The organism is Pelomicrobium sp. G1 (genome assembly GCF_051905455.1).
Lineage (GTDB): Bacteria > Pseudomonadota > Gammaproteobacteria > Burkholderiales > UBA6910 > Pelomicrobium.
In genome coordinates this window covers 89,603-109,681 of sequence record NZ_JBQACR010000007.1, presented here as the reverse complement: position 1 = coordinate 109,681, position 20,079 = coordinate 89,603, and the positions used below count along the sequence as shown (strand labels likewise).

The 20,079-nt window shown below is 67.1% G+C and carries 18 protein-coding genes and 1 tRNA gene; 13 read left to right on the top strand and 6 right to left on the bottom strand.

The features are described 5' to 3' along the window. Position 1: 1 nt before the first annotated feature. The 5 genes from ACTFO6_RS08690 to ACTFO6_RS08670 all read left to right on the top strand — a co-directional run bounded on the left by ACTFO6_RS08690 (position 2) and on the right by ACTFO6_RS08670 (position 6,135). Complete coding sequence (locus ACTFO6_RS08690; RefSeq protein WP_439934058.1) at positions 2-415, top strand: acyl-CoA thioesterase; 414 nt, start codon at positions 2-4, stop codon at positions 413-415. Positions 416-526: 111 nt separating this feature from the next. Continuing rightward, complete coding sequence (locus ACTFO6_RS08685) at positions 527-1,798, top strand: OmpP1/FadL family transporter (protein WP_439934057.1); 1,272 nt, start codon at positions 527-529, stop codon at positions 1,796-1,798. A 2-nt stretch (positions 1,799-1,800) separates the two neighbouring features. Beyond that, on the top strand, positions 1,801-4,293 hold the full coding sequence (locus ACTFO6_RS08680; protein ID WP_439934056.1) for a 3-hydroxyacyl-CoA dehydrogenase/enoyl-CoA hydratase family protein: 2,493 nt from the start codon (positions 1,801-1,803) through the stop codon (positions 4,291-4,293). 14 nt (positions 4,294-4,307) lie between these two features. Further along, positions 4,308-5,507 (top strand): acetyl-CoA C-acyltransferase, encoded by a 1,200-nt coding sequence (locus ACTFO6_RS08675; protein ID WP_439934055.1) that lies wholly within the window; start codon positions 4,308-4,310, stop codon positions 5,505-5,507. A gap of 58 nt (positions 5,508-5,565) precedes the next feature. Continuing rightward, positions 5,566-6,135, top strand: a complete 570-nt coding sequence (locus ACTFO6_RS08670; protein ID WP_439934054.1) for a chalcone isomerase family protein — start codon at positions 5,566-5,568, stop codon at positions 6,133-6,135. Between the two features lie 62 nt (positions 6,136-6,197). Here ACTFO6_RS08670 and chrA read toward each other — a convergent pair whose 3' ends face one another. Together chrA and typA are read right to left on the bottom strand one after the other, a co-directional pair. Beyond that, complete coding sequence (gene chrA / locus ACTFO6_RS08665) at positions 6,198-7,418, bottom strand: chromate efflux transporter (protein WP_439934053.1); 1,221 nt, start codon at positions 7,416-7,418, stop codon at positions 6,198-6,200. A gap of 67 nt (positions 7,419-7,485) precedes the next feature. Then, positions 7,486-9,318 (bottom strand): translational GTPase TypA, encoded by a 1,833-nt coding sequence (typA, locus tag ACTFO6_RS08660; RefSeq protein WP_439934052.1) that lies wholly within the window; start codon positions 9,316-9,318, stop codon positions 7,486-7,488. Positions 9,319-9,557: 239 nt separating this feature from the next. Here typA and ACTFO6_RS08655 point away from each other — a divergent pair, with 239 nt between their 5' ends. Beyond that, positions 9,558-10,190 (top strand): response regulator, encoded by a 633-nt coding sequence (locus tag ACTFO6_RS08655; protein WP_439934051.1) that lies wholly within the window; start codon positions 9,558-9,560, stop codon positions 10,188-10,190. A gap of 118 nt (positions 10,191-10,308) precedes the next feature. On the opposite strand, the gene ACTFO6_RS08650 is transcribed toward ACTFO6_RS08655, so the two are convergent. Then, positions 10,309-10,899, bottom strand: coding sequence for a CBS domain-containing protein (locus tag ACTFO6_RS08650; RefSeq protein WP_439934050.1), 591 nt, complete (start codon positions 10,897-10,899; stop codon positions 10,309-10,311). 310 nt (positions 10,900-11,209) lie between these two features. Between ACTFO6_RS08650 and ACTFO6_RS08645 the strand changes: the two genes are divergently transcribed. Together ACTFO6_RS08645 and ACTFO6_RS08640 are read left to right on the top strand one after the other, a co-directional pair. After that, positions 11,210-11,398, top strand: a complete 189-nt coding sequence (locus ACTFO6_RS08645) for a hypothetical protein (RefSeq protein ID WP_439934049.1) — start codon at positions 11,210-11,212, stop codon at positions 11,396-11,398. Between the two features lie 107 nt (positions 11,399-11,505). After that, positions 11,506-12,576, top strand: a complete 1,071-nt coding sequence (locus tag ACTFO6_RS08640; RefSeq protein ID WP_439934048.1) for a ketopantoate reductase family protein — start codon at positions 11,506-11,508, stop codon at positions 12,574-12,576. 1 nt (position 12,577) lies between these two features. Here ACTFO6_RS08640 and ACTFO6_RS08635 read toward each other — a convergent pair whose 3' ends face one another. After that, complete coding sequence (locus tag ACTFO6_RS08635) at positions 12,578-14,221, bottom strand: electron transfer flavoprotein-ubiquinone oxidoreductase (protein ID WP_439934047.1); 1,644 nt, start codon at positions 14,219-14,221, stop codon at positions 12,578-12,580. Positions 14,222-14,301: 80 nt separating this feature from the next. Between ACTFO6_RS08635 and ACTFO6_RS08630 the strand changes: the two genes are divergently transcribed. Continuing rightward, positions 14,302-14,709 (top strand): acyl-CoA thioesterase, encoded by a 408-nt coding sequence (locus ACTFO6_RS08630; RefSeq protein WP_439934046.1) that lies wholly within the window; start codon positions 14,302-14,304, stop codon positions 14,707-14,709. A gap of 36 nt (positions 14,710-14,745) precedes the next feature. On the opposite strand, the gene ACTFO6_RS08625 is transcribed toward ACTFO6_RS08630, so the two are convergent. Together ACTFO6_RS08625 and hpnD are read right to left on the bottom strand one after the other, a co-directional pair. Further along, the gene (locus tag ACTFO6_RS08625; RefSeq protein WP_439934045.1) at positions 14,746-15,507 is read right to left on the bottom strand and encodes an SDR family NAD(P)-dependent oxidoreductase; all 762 of its coding nucleotides are present in this window, start codon (positions 15,505-15,507) and stop codon (positions 14,746-14,748) included. Between the two features lie 33 nt (positions 15,508-15,540). After that, the gene (hpnD, locus tag ACTFO6_RS08620) at positions 15,541-16,374 is read right to left on the bottom strand and encodes a presqualene diphosphate synthase HpnD (RefSeq protein ID WP_439934044.1); all 834 of its coding nucleotides are present in this window, start codon (positions 16,372-16,374) and stop codon (positions 15,541-15,543) included. 153 nt (positions 16,375-16,527) lie between these two features. On the opposite strand from hpnD, the gene ACTFO6_RS08615 reads away from it, so the two are divergent. The 4 genes from ACTFO6_RS08615 to clpX all read left to right on the top strand — a co-directional run bounded on the left by ACTFO6_RS08615 (position 16,528) and on the right by clpX (position 20,007). Continuing rightward, a tRNA-Leu gene (locus ACTFO6_RS08615) sits at positions 16,528-16,612 on the top strand. Positions 16,613-16,754: 142 nt separating this feature from the next. Then, entirely contained in the window at positions 16,755-18,056 is a 1,302-nt protein-coding gene (tig, locus tag ACTFO6_RS08610; RefSeq protein ID WP_439934043.1) for a trigger factor, read from the top strand. Between the two features lie 4 nt (positions 18,057-18,060). After that, positions 18,061-18,702 carry an ATP-dependent Clp endopeptidase proteolytic subunit ClpP gene (gene clpP, locus ACTFO6_RS08605; protein ID WP_439934042.1) on the top strand — a complete coding sequence of 214 codons (642 nt, stop codon included), beginning with the start codon at positions 18,061-18,063 and terminating at the stop codon, positions 18,700-18,702. Positions 18,703-18,738: 36 nt separating this feature from the next. After that, positions 18,739-20,007, top strand: a complete 1,269-nt coding sequence (clpX, locus tag ACTFO6_RS08600) for an ATP-dependent Clp protease ATP-binding subunit ClpX (protein WP_439934041.1) — start codon at positions 18,739-18,741, stop codon at positions 20,005-20,007. Positions 20,008-20,079 lie beyond the last annotated feature (72 nt).

Genomic DNA, 20,079 nt, shown 5'->3' with positions numbered 1-20,079 from the left:
CATGACGGCGGAGCAGAAGGAAACCCAGCGGCTACCCCAGGGGCGGGAGCCGGTGCTGCGAGTGGTGCCCATGCCTTCGGACGCCAACTACCTGGGCGACATCTTCGGCGGCTGGATCATGTCCCAGGTGGACATCGCGGGCAGCATCCCGGCCATGCGCCGCGCCCGGGGCCGGGTGGCCACGGTGGCGGTGAACTCCTTCGTGTTCAAGCAGCCCGTGTTCGTCGGAGACCTGGTGAGCCTGTACGCGGAAGTGGTCCGGGTGGGGAGGACCTCCATCACCGTGGACGTGCAGGTCTACGCCCAGCGCAACCCGGCGGAGGAAGAGTGCGTCAAGGTCACGGAAGCCACCCTCACCTACGTGGCGGTGGACGAGAAGCGCCGCCCCCGGGTGGTGCCGCCAGAGGCGGCGTGAGGGAGGGTCCGAGCGGGCCTTCGGTATGGGTGTTTCAGGGATCGCGGGCCTGTCCCGGTGCAGCAGGCCGCAATCGAACATCGACTTGCACCCAGAGAGGAGAATGAAGCAATGGAGAAAAACACGACACCGCTATGGGCAGGGCTGGGAGTGGCGGGGCTCCTGACGGGATTCGCGGGGGGCGCCACGGCCGCCGGGTTCCAGCTCCTGGAGCAGAACGCCAGTGGCCTGGGCAACGCCTACGCCGGCACGGCGGCGGCGGCCGAGGACGCCAGCACCGTCTACTTCAACCCCGCGGGAATGAGCGCCCTCAAGGGCCGCGACCTGGCCGTGTCGGTCAACGCGATCCGGCCTTCCGCCAAGTTCAACAACCAGGGCTCGTCCACCACCTTTCCCGTGCCCACCATCCTGGGCACCAACAACGGGGGCGACGCCGGGGACTGGGCGCTCCTGCCGGCCCTGTACTACGCCCATGGGCTCAATCCGGACTGGACCGTCGGCCTCGGCATCAACGCTCCCTTCGGCTTGAAGACGGAATACGACCCGGACTGGATCGGGCGCTTTCAGGGCATCAAGTCCGAGCTGACAACCATCGCCATCACCCCCACCGTGTCCTACCGGATCAATACCACCACCTCGGTGGGCCTGGGCCTGCGGGCCCAGCGGGCCGACGCGGAACTGACGACGGCGGTCAATCCCCTGGATCCCACCGGCGCCCAGCAGGCCAAGGTGGAGGGGGACGACTGGGGCTTCGGCTTTTCTCTGGGAATCCTGCACCAGTTGACGCCGTCGACCCGACTGGGGCTCGCGTATCAGTCCCAGATCGAGCACAAGGTGAAGGGCAACCTTACGTCCCCCGCGGGAACCACGCCGGCTAAGGCGGAAGTCACCCTGCCCGACATCGTCACCTTGAGCTTCGTGCACCAGCTCAATCCCCGGTGGGAGCTGCTGGGGGACGTCGCCTGGACCAACTGGAGCAAGTTCGATCGGCTCGACATCGTGAACCGCGACACGGGCGCCCTTTTAAGCTCCACCCCCGAGAACTGGGACGACTCCTGGCGCTTCGCCCTGGGGGTGAACTACCGGCACAGCCAGGCGTGGAAACTCCGCGCCGGCGTGGCCTACGACGAGACGCCGGTGCCCGACGCGTTCCGCACGGTGCGCATTCCGGACGAAAGCCGCTACTGGGTGGCCATCGGCGCCCAGTACCGGTTCGCCCCGGGCACGGCCATCGACGTGGGTTACGCGCACTTGTTCGTGCGCGATTCCTCCATCAATAAAACGGAGCCGATCCCGGGCGCGCCGGCTTTCACCACCACGGTGCGCGGCGAATATGACAACAAGGTGGACATCATCGGGGTGCAGCTCTCCCATACCTTCTGATCATGACAACCGCTGAAAACCTCCGGATCCGCCGGGTGGCGGTGCTGGGCGCTGGCGTGATGGGCGCCCAGATCGCCGCCCATCTGGCCAACGCCCGGGTCGAGCCCATCCTGTTCGAGCTCGCCGCCAAGGAAGGCGATCCCAACGCCCACGTCCTCAAGGCGATCGAAGGGCTGAAAAAGCTGGACCCGAGCCCCCTGGCGCTCCCCGGCTACGCCGCTCACATCTTGCCCGCCAACTACGACCAGCACCTAGCGCTTCTGCGAGAGTGCGACCTCGTGATCGAGGCGATCTCCGAGCGCATGGACTGGAAAGCGGACCTCTACCGCAAGGTGGCGCCCCATCTCTCCGAACAGGCGATTCTCGCCACCAACACTTCGGGACTTTCCATCAACAGGCTGGCGGAGGTACTGCCCGAAGACCGGCGGCCCCGCTTCTGCGGCGTGCACTTCTTCAACCCGCCGCGCTACATGCACCTGGTGGAGCTGATCCCCGCCCAGGCGACGGCCGCGGCGATCCTGGACGCCCTCGAGGGCTTCCTGGTCACCACCCTGGGCAAGGGGGTGATCCGGGCCAAGGACACGCCCAACTTTATCGCCAACCGGGTGGGGGTGTTTTCGCTCCTCGCCACCCTCCACCACGCCGAGCGGCTGGGCCTGCGCTTCGACCTGGTGGACAAGCTCACCGGACCCCTCATCGGGCGGCCCAAGAGCGCCACCTTCCGCACGGCGGACGTGGTCGGGCTGGATACCTTCGCCCACGTGGTGCAGACCATGCGGGAGGCACTCCCCACCGATCCATGGCACCGGTACTACCAGATCCCCGGGTGGCTCCAAGGGCTGATCGACCAGGGCGCGCTCGGGCAGAAGACCAGGCGGGGAATTTACCGGAAGGTGGGCAGCGACATCCAGGTCCTGGACCTGAAGAAGAATGACTACGTGCCGGCCGATGCCGAGGCCGACCAGGAGGTGGTGGCGATCCTGAAGGGCAAGGACATGGCGGAGAAATTTGCCCGGCTGCGCGCGAGCAGCCACCCCCAGGCCCAGTTCATCTGGTCCATCTACCGGGACGCCTGGCACTACTGCGCGGTGCACCTGGCGGAGATCGCCGATAGCGCCCGGGACGTGGACCTGGCGATCCGCTGGGGCTTCGGCTGGGACCGGGGTCCCTTCGAGATCTGGCAGGCGGCCGGCTGGGCCCAGGTGGCGAAGTGGATCGGCGAGGACATCGCTGCCGGCAAGACCATGGCCGGCGTGCCCCTTCCCGGCTGGGCGACCGACCCGAACCGCACCGGCGTGCACGCGGCCCAGGGCTCCTATTCGCCCGGCGCCAACGCCTACCGGGGGCGCTCGACGCTTCCCGTGTACAAGCGCCAGCCGTTCCCGGACCGGGTGATCGGCGAGGAGGTGCGCTACGGGGAGACCATCTTCGAGACCGACGCGGTGCGCTGCTGGCACACGGGGGATGACATCGCCATCCTCTCGTTCAAGACCAAGATGCACGCCATCGGCGACGACGTGCTGGAGGGGACCCTGCGGGCCATCGACGAGGCTGAGCGCCGCTTCATGGGCCTCATACTCTGGCAGACCGAGCCGCCTTTCTCGGTGGGCGCGAACCTGGCCAAGGTGTCGGACAGCATGAAGAACAAAGGCGAGCCGCCGTCCGCGCTGGACAAGATGGTGAAGCGCTTCAAGCGGGAAGCGGCGAGTCTTCTCATGAAGGCAGCGCGCAAGCTCAATGTGGCCGACAAGCTCCAGGCCCCTGTGCTGGCGCGAATCGAGAAGGTGGTGAAGCAATTCCAGGAGACCACCCAGGCGCTCAAGTACTCCTTGGTGCCCACGGTGGCGGCGGTGGACGGCCTGGCCCTGGGCGGGGGCTGCGAGTTCGTCATGCACTGCGACCGGGCGGTCGCTTCCCTGGAGAGCTACATCGGCCTGGTGGAAGTGGGCGTGGGGCTCTTGCCCGCAGGCGGAGGGTGCAAGGAGTTCGCCCTGCGGGCGGCCCGGGAAGCCAAGGGGGGCGACCTGTTCCCGTTCCTCAAGCGGGCCTTCGAGACCATCGCCACCGGCCAGGTGGGCAAGAGCGCCGAGCACGCCCGGGATCTGGGTTACCTGAGCCCCTGCGACCCGGTGGTGATGAACCGCTTCGAGCTCCTGCACGCGGCCAAGCATGAGTTGCGGGCCCTGGCCGAGGCGGGCTATCGGCCGCCGCTGCGGCCCAAGGAAATCCCCGTGGCCGGGGAGTCCGCCATCGCCACCTTTAAGGCCCACATGGTGAACCTCTTGGAGGGGGGGTTCATTTCCGAGCACGATTTCCTGGTGGGGAGCAAAGTGGCCCACGTGCTGTGCGGCGGAGAGTTAAGCCCAGGCAGCACGGTGGACGAACAGTGGTTCCTGGACCTGGAGCGGGAAGCGTTCATGGAACTGCTGGCCACGGAGAAGACCCAGGCCCGCATCGAGCACATGCTCAAGACCGGCAAACCCCTGAGGAATTGATTCGGAGGTTCATCATGACCAGGCAAGTCGAAGACGCGTACATCGTGGCGGTGGCCCGCACGCCGGTCGGGCGCGCGCCGCGGGGGATGATGAAGACCGTGCGCCCGGATGCCATGCTGGCCCACGTGCTCAAGGCGGTGCTCCAGCGGGCCCCGGGCCTGGACCCGGCGACAGTGGAGGACGTGATCGTGGGCTGCGCCATGCCGGAGGGGGAGCAGGGATTGAACGTGGCCCGCATCGCCCTTCTGCTGGCGGGGCTGCCCGACTCGGTGCCGGGCATGACCATCAACCGCTTCTGCGCTTCCGGGCTGCAAGCGGTGGCCCTGGCGGCGGACCGCATCCGCCTGGGCGAAGCCCAGGTGATGATCGCCGGCGGCACCGAGAGCATGAGCATGGTGCCCATGGGGGGCAACAAGCCGTCCTATAACCCGGACATCTTCGCCGGGAACGAGCACGTGGCCATCGCCTACGGCATGGGGATCACAGCGGAGAAAGTGGCGAGCCGCTGGCAGGTGAGCCGGGAAGACCAGGACACCTTCGCCCTGGGCAGTCACCAGAAAGCCGTCGCCGCCATCGACGGGGGCGAGTTCCGGGACGAGATCGCCCCCTATACGGTGGTGGAAAAGCGCCCGGGGCTCGAAGACCGGGAGGTCCACCGGGACACCCGGGAAGTCTCCCTGGACGAGGGGCCCCGGCGGGAGACGTCCCTGGAAGCCCTCTCCAGGTTGAAGCCCGTCTTCGCCGCCCGGGGCACCATCACCGCAGGCAACAGCTCCCAGACCTCGGACGGGGCGGCGGCGGTGTTGCTCGCGAGCGGCGCGGCCTGCAAGCGGTTCAATTTGACGCCCATGGGCCGCTTCCTGGGCTACGCGGTGGCCGGCGTGCCCCCCGAGATCATGGGTATCGGCCCGGTGAAGGCGATCCCCAAGGTGCTCGCGCGCCTGGGCCTCCGGCAGGAGGACCTGGACTGGATCGAGCTGAACGAGGCCTTCGCCGCCCAGGCGCTGGCCGTGATCCGCGACCTGGGCCTCGATCCGGACAAGGTGAATCCCCTGGGCGGCGCCATCGCCCTGGGGCACCCCCTGGGAGCGACGGGGGCGATCCGCACCGCGACCCTGATGTGTGGCCTCAAGCGCCGCAAAAAGAAGTACGGCATGGTGACCATGTGCATCGGCACCGGCATGGGGGCCGCCGGCGTGTTCGAGGCCCTGTAACCGCTCCTTCAATCCGGGGGCGGCAGAGGCACGGCGGAAACCAATGAGGTGGAATCCGATGACCCGATGGCTCGGCGGCACGCTCGCCGCGCTTCTCGTGATGGCCACCTGGGCCCAGGGCGCCGAAGTGGCCGGCGTGAAGGTGGAGGAGACGGCGAGGGTGGGGGAAGTGGAGCTGGTGCTCAACGGCGCCGGCGTGCGCACCCGGCTGTTTTTCAAGGTGTACGTGGCCGCGCTCTATCTCCCGGCCAGGACGGCGGACGCCCGGGCGGCGATCTCCGGGCCGGGGCCGAAGCGGGTGTGGATGCACATGCTGCGGGACCTGGATTCGGCGGCGCTCGCCTCCGCCCTCAAGGAAGGCCTGCAGAACAACCACAGCGCGGCGGAGCTCGAGGCGCTCGAGCCCCGGATCCAGGCGCTGGTCGAGCTCCTCACGGCGGAGAAGGAAATCAAGACCGGGACGGTGATCCTGCTGGACGACCTGCCCGGGCAGGGCACCCGGGTGAGCGCCGACGGCCAGGTGCGGGGCACGGTGGCCGGCGACGACCTCTACCCGGCGCTGCTCCAGGTATGGCTGGGGGACAGGCCCGCCGATTCGGAGTTGAAGCGGGCGATGCTGGGCGGTTAGCCGCCATCCTTGTTGTCTCGGCCTGGGGCCGCCCCTCCGGGCGGCGCGGGTGTCGATGGGCCTCAGCCGCCCATAGCCGCGATCGCGCCGCCGCCGATGGCGGTGAGCAGCACCACCAGCCAGGGCGGCAGCTTCCAGAACATGAGCAGGCCGAAAGCCACGAGCCCCAGGCCGAAGTCGCCGGGGGAGCGGATCGCGCTGGTCCAGACCGGGTGATAAAGGGCGGCGAGGAGCAACCCCACCACCGCCGCGTTGACGCCCATCAAGGCCGACTGGATCCCTTGCATGCGGCGCAGCCGGTCCCAGAAGGGCATGACGCCGAAGACCAACAGAAACGAAGGCAGAAAGATGGCGAGCAAGCACAGAATCCCCCCGGGCCACCCGCCGCCCAGGGGGTCCATCAAGGCGCCCAAGTAAGCGGCGAAAGTGAAGAGGGGACCGGGGATCGCTTGCGCGGCCCCGTAGCCCGCCAGGAACTCGTCCGTGGTGACCCAGCCCGGCGGCACCACCTCCGACTGCAGCAGGGGCAGCATCACGTGCCCGCCGCCGAAAACCAGGGACCCGGTGCGGTAGAAGCCGTCGAAGATGGCGAGCGCCGGCGTCCCGGTGGCCGCCGCCAGCAGCGGCAGCCCTCCGAGCAGCAGGAAGAAGGCGACCAGGTTCACTGCCGCGAAGCCCCGGCTCACCGGCACGGGCATTTCCACGTGCCCCCGGGTCTCCGGGGGCTTGAGCAGCAGCCAACCAGCGAGCCCTCCGCCCAGGATGGCGCCGATCTGCCCCAGGGCCGTGGGGACCGCCAGCACCACCAAGGTGGCGGCAGCGGCCAGGGTGAAGCGTTCCCGGTCGGGACAGAGGGCCCGGGCCATGCCCCAGACCGCCTGGGCCACCACGGCCACCGCCACCACCTTTAGGCCGTGGAGCCAGCCGCTTCCCAAAGCCTCCCGGTAGCTCTCCACGCCGTAGGCGAAGGCCAGCATGACGAGGGCCGAGGGCAGGGTGAAACCCGTCCAGGCTGCCAGCGCGCCGGCGACCCCGGCTTTGGTGAGGCCGATGCCGAGCCCCACCTGGCTGCTGGCAGGCCCGGGGAGGAACTGGCACAGGGCCACCAGGTCGGCGTAGCCGCGCTCGTCGATCCAGCGCCGCCGCACCACGAACTCGTCGCGGAAATAGCCCAGATGGGCGATGGGACCGCCGAAGGAGGTGAGGCCCAGCTTGAGAAAAGCCCGGAACACCTCGGCGCTGGAGGCGGCGCGGATGGTCGCCTGGGGACTCGGGGCATCCATTGTTGTTCTCGACGGGGTGTTGCCCCGATTATGCCCGGACCTCGCCCCGGGGCGAAGCGGGCAGCGGCTACGCCGCTGGAACCTGCTCCGCCCTCCGCGTGCGCCGGCGCTCGTGTTCCTTGAGGAAGCGCTTGCGGATGCGGATCGACTTGGGCGTGATCTCCACCAGCTCGTCGTCCTCGATGAATTCCACCGCGTACTCCAAAGTGAGCTGCACGGGCGGGGTGAGGATGACGTTTTCGTCCTTGCCGGCGGCGCGGATATTGGTGAGCTTCTTTTCCTTGATGGGGTTCACCACCAGGTCGTTGTCCCGGCTGTGGATGCCGATCACCATGCCCTCGTACACCGGGTCGCCGGGCTTCACGAACAGCCGTCCCCGCTCTTGCAGGTTGAAGAGGGCGTAGGCCACCGCCGCGCCGTTTTCCTGGGACACCAGCACGCCGTTGCGGCGACCCGGGAGGTCGGCCTTCATGGGGCCGTAGCCGTCGAACACGTGGCTCATGAGGCCGCCGCCCCGGGTCAAGTTGAGGAACTCGTTCTGGAAGCCGATCAGGCCGCGGGCGGGAACCCGGTACTCGAGGCGCACGCGGTCGGCCCCATCGGGGATCATGTCCAGGAGCTCCCCGCGGCGCAGCCCCAGGGCCTCCATGACCGGGCCCTGGTGGGCTTCCTCCAGGTCCAGGGTGAGGGCTTCGTAAGGCTCAAACACCCCGCCGTCGATCACTTTGGTGATGACCCGGGGGCGGCCCACCGCTAGCTCGTAGCCTTCCCGGCGCATGTTCTCGAGAAGGATCGTCAGGTGCAGCTCCCCGCGGCCCGAGACCAGAAAAACGTTCGCATCCTCGGTGTCCTCCACCCGCAGCGCCACGTTGGTGCGGAGCTCCCGGACGAGCCGCTCGCGCAGTTGACGCGAGGTGACGAACCTGCCCTCCCGGCCGGCGAGGGGCGAGGTGTTCACGTGGAAGCTCATGGTGAGGGTGGGTTCGTCCACCGCCAGGGCCGGCAGCGCCTCGGGGCGTTCGGGATCGGCCAGGGTGGCGCCGATGGCCACCGTCTCGATGCCCGTCACCTGTACGATGTCGCCAGCCGCCGCCTCTTGCAGGGGAACGCGTTCCAGCCCCCGGAAGCCGAAGACCTGGCCAACCCGGGCCTTGAGGGGTGCTTCCTCCGGGCGCAGCACCGCCACCTCCTGTCCCGGCCGAAGCCGCCCGCGGGCGATGCGGCCCACGCCGATGCGGCCCACATAGGAGGAGTGGTCGAGGGCGCAGATGCGCAACTGGAGGGCTCCATCCGGGTCTCCCGCGGGCGGTGGCACGTGGCGCAGGATGGCCTCGAACAGGTCGCGCAGATCCGGACGGGGCTCGACGCAACGGGCGTTGGCCCAGCCCTGGAGGGCGGAGGCGTACACCACGGGAAAGTCGAGCTGGTCCTCGCTGGCCCCCAGCTTGTCGAACAGCTCGAAGGTCCGGTTGACCACCCAGTCGGGCCGGGCCCCGTCCCGGTCCACCTTGTTCACCACCACGATGGGCTTGAGGCCTAGGGCCAGGGCCTTGCGGGTGACGAAACGGGTCTGGGGCATGGGACCCTCCACCGCGTCCACCAGGAGCAGCACCCCGTCCACCATGGAGAGCACCCGTTCCACTTCGCCGCCGAAGTCCCGGTGGCCGGGCGTATCCACGATGTTGATGTGCACGCCCTGGTAATCCACTGCGGTGTTCTTGGCGAGGATGGTGATGCCCCGCTCCCGCTCCAGCTCGTTCATGTCCATCACCCGCTCCTGCACCTGCTGGTGGGCGGCGAAGACGCCCGCCTGGTGGAGCAGCTTGTCTACCAGGGTGGTCTTGCCGTGGTCCACGTGGGCGATGATGGCGATGTTGCGAACGGGGCGCGGGGAGCTCATAGCGTGTCCTGAAAAGGCGCGAATTTTACCATAGTGGAATTACGGACCCGAGGACACGCTCCGCCGGGGAAGGGCCGCACCGGGCACAGGCCAGAACGACGGCGGCATGGGGATGTCTAAATAAATGTAAAACTCTTCGGCACATTTCGCCGTGGGGCGCGAAGAAGCGCGTGAAGGGCGAGGAAGGCATGGGACGGCCCGCCGGAGATCGCGCCGGCTTAGCCGATGGAAAGGGGAAGGTGCGCCTCCTGCTGGTGGAAAGCCAGGCGCTGATGCGGGAAGGGCTCAAGCGCATCCTGTCGGATGCGCCCGACGTGGAAGTGACCGGAGAGGCGGGCAACGCCGGGCTGGCGCTGCGGCTGGCCCGGGACCGGGAATGGGACGTGGCGCTCCTGGGCTTGCCGCTGGAAGATCAAAGCGGGCTTGAGGTACTAAAGGCGATCAGGGCCGAGAAACCGAAGTTGCCGGTGCTGGTCTTGAGCGCTTACCCCGAAGACTCGTTTGCACTTAGCATCATCAAAGCGGGAGCGGCCGGCTACCTGACCAAGGCGTGCGAGTCTACCCGCCTGCTGGACGCGATCCGCAAGGTCGCCCGCGGCCGCAAGTACCTCAGCGAGGTCGTGGCCGAAAAGCTGGCCCTGGCCAGCGGAGTGAACGGAGCCCGGTTACCCCATGAGAAGCTTTCCGACCGGGAGTTGGAAGTGCTCTGCCGCATCGCCGGAGGCAAGTCCCGGGCCCAGATCGCCCAGGAGCTTCATCTGAGCGTCAAGACCGTAGCCACCTACCGGGCGCGGCTTCTGGAAAAGATGGAGCTCAAGAGCAACGCCGAGCTGGTGCGCTACGCGATCCAGCATGGGCTGGTGAGGACTTAGGGAAGCCGAAAGCATATCCCCGCTCGTTCAGCGTTCCCCTTGGTACCGACCGGCGACTCGGCGAAGGGCGCCGGTAGCGCCCTTCGCCGAAAAAGCCAATCCTGGCGTTCTCCGCCAGCTAGGCCAGGGCCGCCTCCACCTCGGCGAAGCTGCGGGCGATTTCGGTGGTATGGATGGGCTCTCCCAGTTGCCGGGCGATTTGGGTGGTGGAGAACAAGCCTCGCAGCACGTCGTTTCCGTGCTCGTCCACTTCCGCTACCGCCGCGTGCTGGCGGCCCACGTGCCGCAAGGTGGCCACGATGTGCCCCACTTTGGCGACCCGCACGTCTTCCATGTTGAGTACTTCCAGTTGATCATGGGGGGTCATGATGTCCCGCACCCGGATTTCGTCCCGGGTGCCGCCATGGGACTGGATGAATTGCATCGGCTTCTCGCCCAGGATGTCGGTGGCGGTGATGATACCCAGCAGGTAGTTGTTCACGTCCACCACCAGGAGTAGCCGCACCCCCCGCCGGATCATGACCCGGTTCGCGTTCTCGATGCTCGCCTCTGGGTCGATGGTGACGGCCACCACCTGTTTCAGGTCGGTCATCACGTCCACCGCCGGGTCGTCCAGGGTCACGCGGGGAGGCAAATACTGGGTGGGCCGAGCGAAAGTGGCTTTCGCCTTCAAGTGGCGCGAAGGCAGGGGCAGGTATTCCCGGGCCATCTATTTTCTCCTTTCCTGTCGGTGGCTGCTTGTTGGTTAGTCGGGGCGGGGCCGGCGCGGTTTCATGGACGACCACTCCGCCTTTACTCATATTTGGACGAGGCTGGTCCAGCGTCAAGGGTCGGCCGCTGATGGCCGAATAAGCCTCTTTAATCCGTCTTTGATGGAGCCCGCTCAATGAATAAGAAAAAATGATAAAAACGGTAAGGCAAGCTTATACTTCTTGCGCTATCATATGTTGCGTCGCTCTTTCATATCGTGAAAAGAGCGGCGGAAGCCCGCGCCACGAGTGCGGACGAGGAGACCCGAGATGAGCGCAGTGTTGAAGAGCATCGAAGACCGGCTCCCCCGGCCGGTCGAAGAGGAGGCGTCCTTCGGCGACGCCTCCGGGGAGTACCGGGCGTGCGGCTGCTGGCGGGAAGAGCGCCATCCGCGCACCTTTCCGAGCCGGCTGCAGGGCGATCCGCGCACCATCGAAAATCCTTTCGGCGATCTTTGAACGGCACCGGGCGGCCGGAGATCCTCCCGCCGTTTGAGCCCTGCAGAGGTTCCTCGGCGCAGGAAACGAGAGTGATTGCTATTTCCAATCAGGGGGATATGACACCCATGGGCGCAACCCGCAGAATCCTCATCCTGGGTGCATCCTATGGATCGCTCCTCGGCGCCAAGCTCGCCCTGGCGGGGCACGACGTGGACCTGGTGTGCCGGCCTGAGGAGGCGGAGCTGATCAACCGGGCGGGCGCCGTCGTGCGCCTGCCGGTCAGGGGACGCGAGGGGCGGGTGGAGATCAACTCGAAAAAACTGCCGGGCCGGGTCTACGCCGGCGGCCCCGGGGCATTCCAACCGGCCGGCTACGACTTGATCGTCCTGGCCATGCAGGAGCCCCAGTACCGGGCCCCCGGCGTGCGGGAGCTCATGGAAGCGATCGCCCGGTCCCGGGTGCCGTGCCTGTCCCTCATGAACATGCCGCCCCTGCCGTACCTCGCCCGCCTCCCGGGTATCGATGTGAACGCGTGCAGGAGCTGCTACACCGATGCCACGGTCTGGGACGGTTTCGATCCCCCTCTGATGACCCTGTGCAGCCCGGATCCCCAGGCGTTTCGACCCCCGGGGGAGCCGGTCAACGTGCTGCAAGTGACGCTGCCGACGAATTTTAAGGCGGCGCGTTTCGAGTCCGGGGCCCACACCGCCCTGCTGCGGGGGCTCGAGGCGGACGTCGAGGCGGCCCGGTTCGACGGGGACGGGGAGAGCATCGAGCTGCCGGTCAAGCTCAGGGTCCACGACTCCCTGTTCGTGCCCCTCGCCAAGTGGGCCATGCTGATCGCCGGCAACTACCGCTGCGTGACGGAGGAGGGAGTGCGTTCCATCCGGGACGCCGTGCACGGCGACCCGGCGGCCTCGCGGACGGTGTACGAATGGGTGGTGGAGCTTTGCCTGTCCCTCGGCGCGGACGAGAAAGACCTGGTGCCGTTCGAGAAATACGCCAGCGCGGCGTTGTCCCTCGAGAGCCCCTCGGCCGCGGCACGGGCCGTGGCCGCCGGGGCGACAGACATCGAACGGGTGGACCGGCTGGTTCAGGCGATCGCGCGCCAAAAGGGCATGCGCTGGGAGGCCCTCGACCGCCTCGTCGCCCTGATCGACGAGCGGCTCGAGGCGAATCGCAGGAAGGCCGCTTGACTCACATATTGGGGTAGTTGGGCCCACCGCCCCCTTCGGGCGTCACCCAGACGATGTTCTGGGTGGGATCCTTGATGTCGCAGGTCTTGCAGTGCACGCAGTTTTGGGCGTTGATCTGCAGGCGCCAGTTGCCTGCGGCCTGGACGAACTCGTAGACCCCGGCCGGGCAGTAGCGGCTCTCGGGCCCGTCGTAGAGGGCGAGATTTACCTTGAGCGGTACTTCCGGATCCCGCAGCTTCAGGTGGCAGGGCTGGTTTTCCTCGTGGTTGGTGTTGGAGAGGTACACCGACGAGAGCCGGTCGAAGGTGAGCACCCCGTCGGGCTTCGGATAGGCGATGGGCGCGGCCTCGGTCTTCTTTTTCAGGGTTTCGTGGTCGGCGCGGCGATGGTGGAGGGTCCACGGCGCCTTCCCCCGGAAGAGAAGCTGGTCGATCCCGAACATGAGGGAGCCGAGGTAGAGGCCTTTGGACATCCAGGGCTTGAAGTTGCGGGCGCGGTACAGCTCCTCGTACAGCCAGCTCGAGCGGAAGGCCTCGGTGTAGGCGGTGAGCTCCACCCCGGCCCGGTCGGCCTTCAAGGCCTCGAAGGCCGCTTCCGCTGCCAGCATCCCCGACTTGATGGCCGCGTGGCTGCCCTTGATGCGGGAGGCGACGAGAAAGCCCGCGTCGTCGCCGATCAGGGCGCCGCCCGGAAAGGTGAGCTTGGGCAGGGACTGGAGTCCGCCGGCGGCGAGGGCTCGGGCGCCGTAGGCGACGCGCTTGCCCCCCTCCAGGAAACCGCGGATTGCCGGATGGGTCTTCCAGCGCTGCATTTCCTCGAAGGGGGAGAGGTAGGGGTTGGCGTAGGACAGGCCCACTACCAGCCCCAGGGACACGAGCCGATCGGCGTCGTGGTACATCCAGGAGCCGCCGTAGGTGTCCGGATCCAAGGGCCAGCCGGCGGTGTGCAGCACGAGACCCGGCTGGTGTCGCTCGGGCTGCACCTCCCATAGCTCCTTGACGCCGAGGCCGTAAACCTGGGGGGCCCGTCCGGCCCGCAACCCGAAACGCTCCTCGAGCTGCCTGCCCAGGTGGCCGCGGCAGCCTTCGGCGAAGAAGGTGTACTTGGCGTGGAGCTCGATGCCCGGCTGGTAGCGGGGCGTGGGACGGCCTTCCCTGTCCACGCCCATGTCGCCGGTGGCCACGCCCTTGACCCAGCCCTCGTCGTTGTAGAGCACTTCGGCCGCGGGGAAACCGGTGAAGATCTCGACCCCCAGGGATTCCGCCTCCCTGGCGAGCCAGCGGCACACGTTGCCCAGGCTCACGACGTAGTTGCCCTGGTTCTTGAAGCAAGCGGGCAAAAGGGAATCAGGAACCCGCAGAGACCCTTTTTCCGTGAGAAAAAGGAACCGATCCTCGCTGACCGGCACGGTGAGGGGCGCCCCCTTGTCCTTCCAGTCGGGGATCAGCTCGGTCAGGGCCCGGGGGTCCATCACCGCGCCGGAGAGAATGTGCGCCCCCACCTCCGAGCCCTTTTCCAGCACGCACACCGAGACCTCGTGGCCGTGGGCCTGGGCCAGTTGCCTGAGGCGTATGGCCGCGGCGAGCCCCGCTGGACCAGCACCGACGATCACCACGTCATAGGATAGGGACTCGCGCTCGGGCATGGGGAGAAATTTTCGAGTCCGGCCTCGACGGCCCCATTATAATTCACCCCTCCCGGGTTTCCTCTGACCGGCGGCACGTCATGGAAAAGAAACGCAGGCTGATCTACATCGAGCGCATCCCGATCCGCTGGGGCGACATGGATGCGTACGGGCACGTGAACAATACCGTGTATTTCCGCTTCATGGAGCAGGCGAGGGTGGGATGGATGCAGGAGCTCGGCCTGGACCTGGTGGCGCCGGAGCAGGGGCCCGTTATCGTCACCGCGAGCTGCGCCTTCCTCAAGCAGCTCGACTTCCCGGGCACGGTGGAGGTGCGCATGTACGCGGGCGAGCTGGGCCGCTCCAGCCTGATGTCCTATTACGAGCTGCGCCGGGAGGGGGAAGAGGAACTGTGCGCCACCGGGGAGGCGAAGATCGTCTGGGCGGACCAGCGGGTGAGGAAATCCATGCCCATCCCGCCCCATATTCGCCGCCTGCTGGAGGCTTGAGGCGCGGGGGGATCGGCGATCGTTCGTTCTTGCCGCTCAACCCTCGCCGTCCGTCCCGGGCCGGCTGCAGTCGAAGACCCTTCCCGTGATCCCCCGGCTGTCGGGGCCCATGAGGTAGAGGTACCAGGGCATCAGGTCCGCAGGGCCGGGAAGCCGCCGGCGGTCTTCCCCCGGATGGGTGGCCAGCCGCTGGGGCGAGCGCACCGGACCGGGGATCACCGCGTTGATCCTGAGCTGGGGATGGAGCTCCCATTCCTGCGCCTGGATTTTCACCAGGGCTTCCACCCCGGCCTTGGACACGGCGAAGGCCCCCCAGTAGGCCTTCGGGCGGTGGCCGTGGGTCTCGGAGGTCATGACCACCGAAGCGTCCGGGGCGGCTTTGAGCAGGGGGGCGCAGACCCGGGTGATGGCGGCGGCCGCCGCCAGGTTGACCCGCAGGTGCCCGAGCCAGTGGTCCAGGGACTGCAGCTCCAGGGGCGCGGGCCGGTAGCGTTCCGCGGCGTTGTGCAGGATCCCGTCCAGGCGGCCGAGCTGGTCGCCGATGGCCTGGGCCATGGCCCGGAACTCGGTCTCCCCCGCGCTCATGAGGTCCAGGGAGAAAAGGGCGGGTTTCGGGTAGCCGGCCCCCTCGATCTCGTCGTAGACCGCATTCAAGGGCGCTTCCCTGCGGCCGTGGAGGATGACCGTGGCGCCGTGGGCAGCGAAGGCCAGGGCGGCCGCCCGCCCGAGGCCGTGGGCGGCGCCGGTGACCAGGATCACCCGGTTCTCGAGCAGGTCGGAGGCGGGCTGATAGTTCATGGCAGAGGCCAAGGAAAAAAGGTCCAGGGAGAGTCAGCCGAAGTTCCAGGTCCTCCAGGCGATCCAGAGTTTCTTCAGCGGTGTGAGATCGACCCGGGCCGAGAGCACTTGGGCGGGATCCCCGCGGATCTCGTCCAACAGAGCGCGGGCGATGGCCGCCAGGGCCAGGGCCGGCCGCTGGGAGCAGCGGTCGGCCGGGGGAAGCTCTTCCAGGGCCTGGGCATAGAGCCGATCGCAGCGCTCGATCTGGCGGCCCAGGAATTCGCCCACGCGGGTCCCGGCGGGACGGGAGACGAGCTCCCGGGGGCCGATGCCGTGGGCCGCCAGCTCGTCCTCGGGGAGGGTGAGGCGGCCCCGGCGCGCCTCCGCCCCCACGTCCAGCACAAGGGTGGTGAGCTGCAGGGCCAGGCCCAGGTCGTGGGCGAACTTGAGGGTGCGCCGGTCCTGGTAACCGTAAACTTCCGCCGCCAGGACGGCGGGGGTGCTGCCTAGGCGGTGGCAGTGGAGCTGGAGCGCCTTGAAGTCGGGGAAGCCTCTGGCGGCCAGCTCCGTCTCCACGCCGTCGATGATCTCCTGGAACTGCTCCTGGGGCAGGGCGTAATCGGCCACCACCCGCGCTAAGGCCTGGGCCACGGGGTGCTGGGGCTTGCCTTCAAACGCTTGGGCGGTCTCCGTGCGCCACCAGGCGAGGCGTGCCCGGGCGACGCCAGGGTCCGAGCAATCCCGCGCCGCGTCCTGGGTTTCCCGTACGAAGGCGTAGATGGCGGTCGCCGCCCGGCGCTTTTCCTGGGCCAGGAAACGCAGGCTGTAGTAGAGTGCCGAACCCCGCCGAGCGGTTTTCTGGGCGCAGTACTCGTCCGGTGTCATCGGGCGGGACGTTTCTTCGTTGGATGGAGGGCAAGTTCTGGGAATAGGGCGGGCGCGGCTCGCCCGGGTCGATTGCTCAGCGCTCCGGGCGACTGCACCCGGAGGCCGGGCTGACTGACAGTAAACTCGTAATTATATTACAATTGCTTGGTTGCGAAAGTGGCGGAACCGGTAGACGCACCAGATTTAGGATCTGGCGCCGCAAGGCGTGAGAGTTCGAGTCTCTCCTTTCGCACCAGGAGGAATGATCATACGCGATCTCCCGGCTGTTCTGGTGGCCAGACTTTTTTTGCTCTTCCGACCCGGTTTGGATGGGACGCGGCGGGCAGGCTTTTGTCCCACCGCCTCACTGTGAACCCCGATAAGAGGTGGATGTAAGCATGCAGATTCATCTGGAGAACCTGGGGGCGCTGAAGCGCCGTCTGGACGTGACGCTTCCCCAGTCGCAGATCGAAGCCGAGGTGGAAAGCCGGCTCAAGCGCATCGCCCGCACAGCCAGGATGCACGGCTTTCGCCCGGGAAAGGTCCCGCTCAAGGTGATCGCCCAGACCTATGGGCCCCAGGTCCGCCAGGAAGTGCTGGGGGACGCCGTGCAGAAGAGCTTTGCCGAGGCGGTGCGCAGCCGTAACCTCAGGGTGGCGGGCTTCCCCCACTTCGAACCCAAGCCCTCCCCTGGAAGCGGCGCCGATTTCCAGTACAGCGCTATATTCGAAGTCTATCCGGAAGTGCAGCTCGGGGACCTGAGCGGCGTCACCCTCGAGCGGCCGGTCCACGAAGTCACCGAGGCCGACGTGGACCAGACCCTTCAAGTCCTGCGCAAGCAGCGGACGACTTTTACCCCGGTGGAACGGGGAGCGGCCCGGGGCGACCGGCTCACCCTCGACTTCCAGGGAACCCTGGACGGGCAGCCCTTCGAGGGCGGTCAAGGCCAGGGCGTCACGGTGATCCTGGGCGAGGGGCGGCTCCTGCCGGCGTTCGAGGACAATCTCCTCTCCGTGAAGGCGGGGGAGACCAAGCGCTTCGAGGTGGGTTTTCCGGAGGACTATCACGGGAAGGAAGTCGCCGGAAAAACAGTCACTTTCGAAGTGACCGTGCACGCCGTGGAGGAACCCCGGCTGCCCCCGGTGGATGCCGACTTCGCCAAGGCCTTGGGTATCGCGGACGGGGATCTGGAAAAGATGCGCTCGGAAATCCGGGCCAACGTGGAGCGGGAAGTAAAGCGGCGCCTCCAGACGCGACTCAAGGAGCGGGTGATGGAGGCGCTTCTCGCCGTCGCCAGCCTGGAGCTTCCCGAAGCCCTGGTGGAGGCCGAGCAGCGCCGGCTGGCCGACGCCGCCCGCCGGGACCTGGAGGGCCGGGGCGTGCGGGTGCAGGGCGCGCCCCTGCCTCCGGAAATGTTCGCCGAGCAGGCTGAGCGCCGGGTGAAACTGGGCTTGATTCTTGCTGAGCTGGTCAAGGCCCACAGCCTCCACGCCCGGCCGGAACAGGTGCGGGCCATCGTGGAGGATTTCGCCCAGAGCTACGAGCGTCCGGAGGAGGTGGTGAAGTGGTACTATTCCAAACCGGAGCGATTGAACGATGCCGAGGCTTTGGCGCTCGAAGAAAATGTGGTCCGCTGGGTGCTGGGCCAGGCGAAGGTGGTGGACAAACCGGTCGGCTTCGACGAACTGACGGGGAAGTGACTGTATGTCGGACGTACGCGTAATGGAACCGCAAGCCCTCGGGCTCATCCCGATGGTCATCGAGACCAGCGGGCGGGGGGAGCGCGCCTATGACATCTATTCCCGGCTACTCAAGGAACGGGTGGTGTTTCTGGTGGGCCCTGTGAACGACGCGACCGCCAACCTGGTGGTGGCGCAACTGTTGTTCCTCGAGTCGGAGAACCCGGACAAGGACATTCATTTCTACATCAACTCCCCGGGCGGCTCGGTGTCTGCGGGGCTAGCGATCTACGACACCATGCAGTTCATCAAGCCCGACGTCTCCACCCTATGCGTGGGCATGGCGGCCAGCATGGGGGCCCTGCTGCTGGCGGCGGGCGCCAAGGGCAAACGCTACTGCCTACCCAATTCCCGGATCATGATCCATCAGCCGATGGGCGGGTTCCAGGGACAGGCCTCCGACGTGGAGATCCATGCGCGGGAGATCCTGTACCTCAAGCAGCGGCTGAACGAGATCCTGGCCAGACATACCGGCCAACCCGTAGACAAGGTCGCCCGGGACACCGACCGGGACAATTTCCTGGGTGCCGAAGACGCGGTAAAGTATGGTTTGGTGGACAGGGTCCTGGAGAGCCGGGAGGCGATCCTGAAGGAAAAGGCGGCCTGACGGGCCGACTCCCCGGGACGGCAAGGGAAAGGATGTATGTCGGATAAGATCGGCGGCGAAAAACTCCTCTATTGCTCCTTCTGCGGAAAGAGCCAGCACGAGGTGCGCAAGCTCATCGCCGGACCGTCCGTGTTCATCTGCGACGAATGCATCGAGCTGTGCAACGACATCATCCGCGAGGAGACCCAGGGCGAGCAGAAGGCCAAGGGCGCGCGCGCCGATCTGCCCACGCCCCATGAGATCCGCGACATTCTGGACCAGTACGTGATCGGCCAGGACGTGGCGAAGAAAATTTTGTCGGTCGCCGTCTACAACCATTACAAGCGCCTCAAGAACATCGGCAAGCCCTCCGACGACATCGAGCTCGCCAAGTCCAACATCCTGCTGATCGGGCCCACCGGCTCCGGCAAGACCCTGCTCGCCCAGACGCTGGCGCGACTGCTCAACGTGCCCTTCGTCATGGCCGACGCCACCACCCTCACGGAAGCGGGCTACGTGGGCGAGGACGTGGAAAACATCATCCAGAAGCTGCTGCAGAAGTGCGACTACGACGTGGAGAAGGCCCAGCGCGGCATCGTCTACATCGACGAGATCGACAAGATCTCGCGCAAGAGCGAGAACCCGTCCATCACCCGCGACGTGTCCGGCGAGGGGGTGCAGCAGGCGCTGTTGAAGCTCATCGAGGGCACCATCGCCTCGGTGCCGCCCCAGGGCGGGCGCAAGCATCCGAACCAGGAGTTCGTCCAGGTGGACACCACCAACATCCTGTTCATCTGCGGCGGCGCCTTCGACGGGCTGGATAAGATCATTCGCAACCGCTCGGAGAAGAGCGGCATCGGTTTCGGCGCCGAGGTGCGCAGCCGGGACAACCGCAAGGACATCACCGAGATCCTGCGCACGGTGGAGCCGGAGGACCTGATCAAGTACGGCCTAATTCCCGAGTTCGTCGGGCGCCTGCCGGTGGTGGCGACCCTGGAGGAGCTGGACGAGACGGCGCTCATCGAGATCCTCACCAAGCCCAAGAACGCGCTGGTGAAGCAGTACCAGAAGATGTTCGCCATGGAGGGCGTGGAGCTGGAGGTGCGGGAGCCCGCCCTGCGCTCGATCGCCCGTAAGGCGCTGGCGCGCAAGACGGGGGCCCGGGGGCTGCGCTCCATCCTGGAGCAGGCCCTCCTCGACACCATGTACGACCTGCCTTCCATGGAAAACGTCGCCAAGGTGGTGATCGACGAGAACGCCGCCACCGGCGACGCTCAGCCGATCCTGATCTACTCGGACCAGCCCAAGGTGGCCAAATCGGTATAGCCCGGGCCCGCAACTCTCGACCCCTGGCGAGGTCTGTAATAGAGAAGGGGGTCGGAAAGCGCCGGGCGGCCG

Coding starts and splice junctions, on each gene's coding strand:
- ACTFO6_RS08650 (WP_439934050.1), bottom strand. CDS start 10,899: ATGGCCCGGGAATACCTGCCCCTGCCTTCGCGCCACTTGAAGGCGAAA.
- ACTFO6_RS08690 (WP_439934058.1), top strand. CDS start 2: ATGACGGCGGAGCAGAAGGAAACCCAGCGGCTACCCCAGGGGCGGGAG.
- clpX (WP_439934041.1), top strand. CDS start 18,739: ATGTCGGATAAGATCGGCGGCGAAAAACTCCTCTATTGCTCCTTCTGC.
- ACTFO6_RS08680 (WP_439934056.1), top strand. CDS start 1,801: ATGACAACCGCTGAAAACCTCCGGATCCGCCGGGTGGCGGTGCTGGGC.
- hpnD (WP_439934044.1), bottom strand. CDS start 16,374: ATGACACCGGACGAGTACTGCGCCCAGAAAACCGCTCGGCGGGGTTCG.
- ACTFO6_RS08675 (WP_439934055.1), top strand. CDS start 4,308: ATGACCAGGCAAGTCGAAGACGCGTACATCGTGGCGGTGGCCCGCACG.
- ACTFO6_RS08640 (WP_439934048.1), top strand. CDS start 11,506: ATGGGCGCAACCCGCAGAATCCTCATCCTGGGTGCATCCTATGGATCG.
- ACTFO6_RS08670 (WP_439934054.1), top strand. CDS start 5,566: ATGACCCGATGGCTCGGCGGCACGCTCGCCGCGCTTCTCGTGATGGCC.
- clpP (WP_439934042.1), top strand. CDS start 18,061: ATGTCGGACGTACGCGTAATGGAACCGCAAGCCCTCGGGCTCATCCCG.
- ACTFO6_RS08635 (WP_439934047.1), bottom strand. CDS start 14,221: ATGCCCGAGCGCGAGTCCCTATCCTATGACGTGGTGATCGTCGGTGCT.
- ACTFO6_RS08630 (WP_439934046.1), top strand. CDS start 14,302: ATGGAAAAGAAACGCAGGCTGATCTACATCGAGCGCATCCCGATCCGC.
- chrA (WP_439934053.1), bottom strand. CDS start 7,418: ATGGATGCCCCGAGTCCCCAGGCGACCATCCGCGCCGCCTCCAGCGCC.
- typA (WP_439934052.1), bottom strand. CDS start 9,318: ATGAGCTCCCCGCGCCCCGTTCGCAACATCGCCATCATCGCCCACGTG.
- ACTFO6_RS08645 (WP_439934049.1), top strand. CDS start 11,210: ATGAGCGCAGTGTTGAAGAGCATCGAAGACCGGCTCCCCCGGCCGGTC.
- tig (WP_439934043.1), top strand. CDS start 16,755: ATGCAGATTCATCTGGAGAACCTGGGGGCGCTGAAGCGCCGTCTGGAC.
- ACTFO6_RS08625 (WP_439934045.1), bottom strand. CDS start 15,507: ATGAACTATCAGCCCGCCTCCGACCTGCTCGAGAACCGGGTGATCCTG.
- ACTFO6_RS08685 (WP_439934057.1), top strand. CDS start 527: ATGGAGAAAAACACGACACCGCTATGGGCAGGGCTGGGAGTGGCGGGG.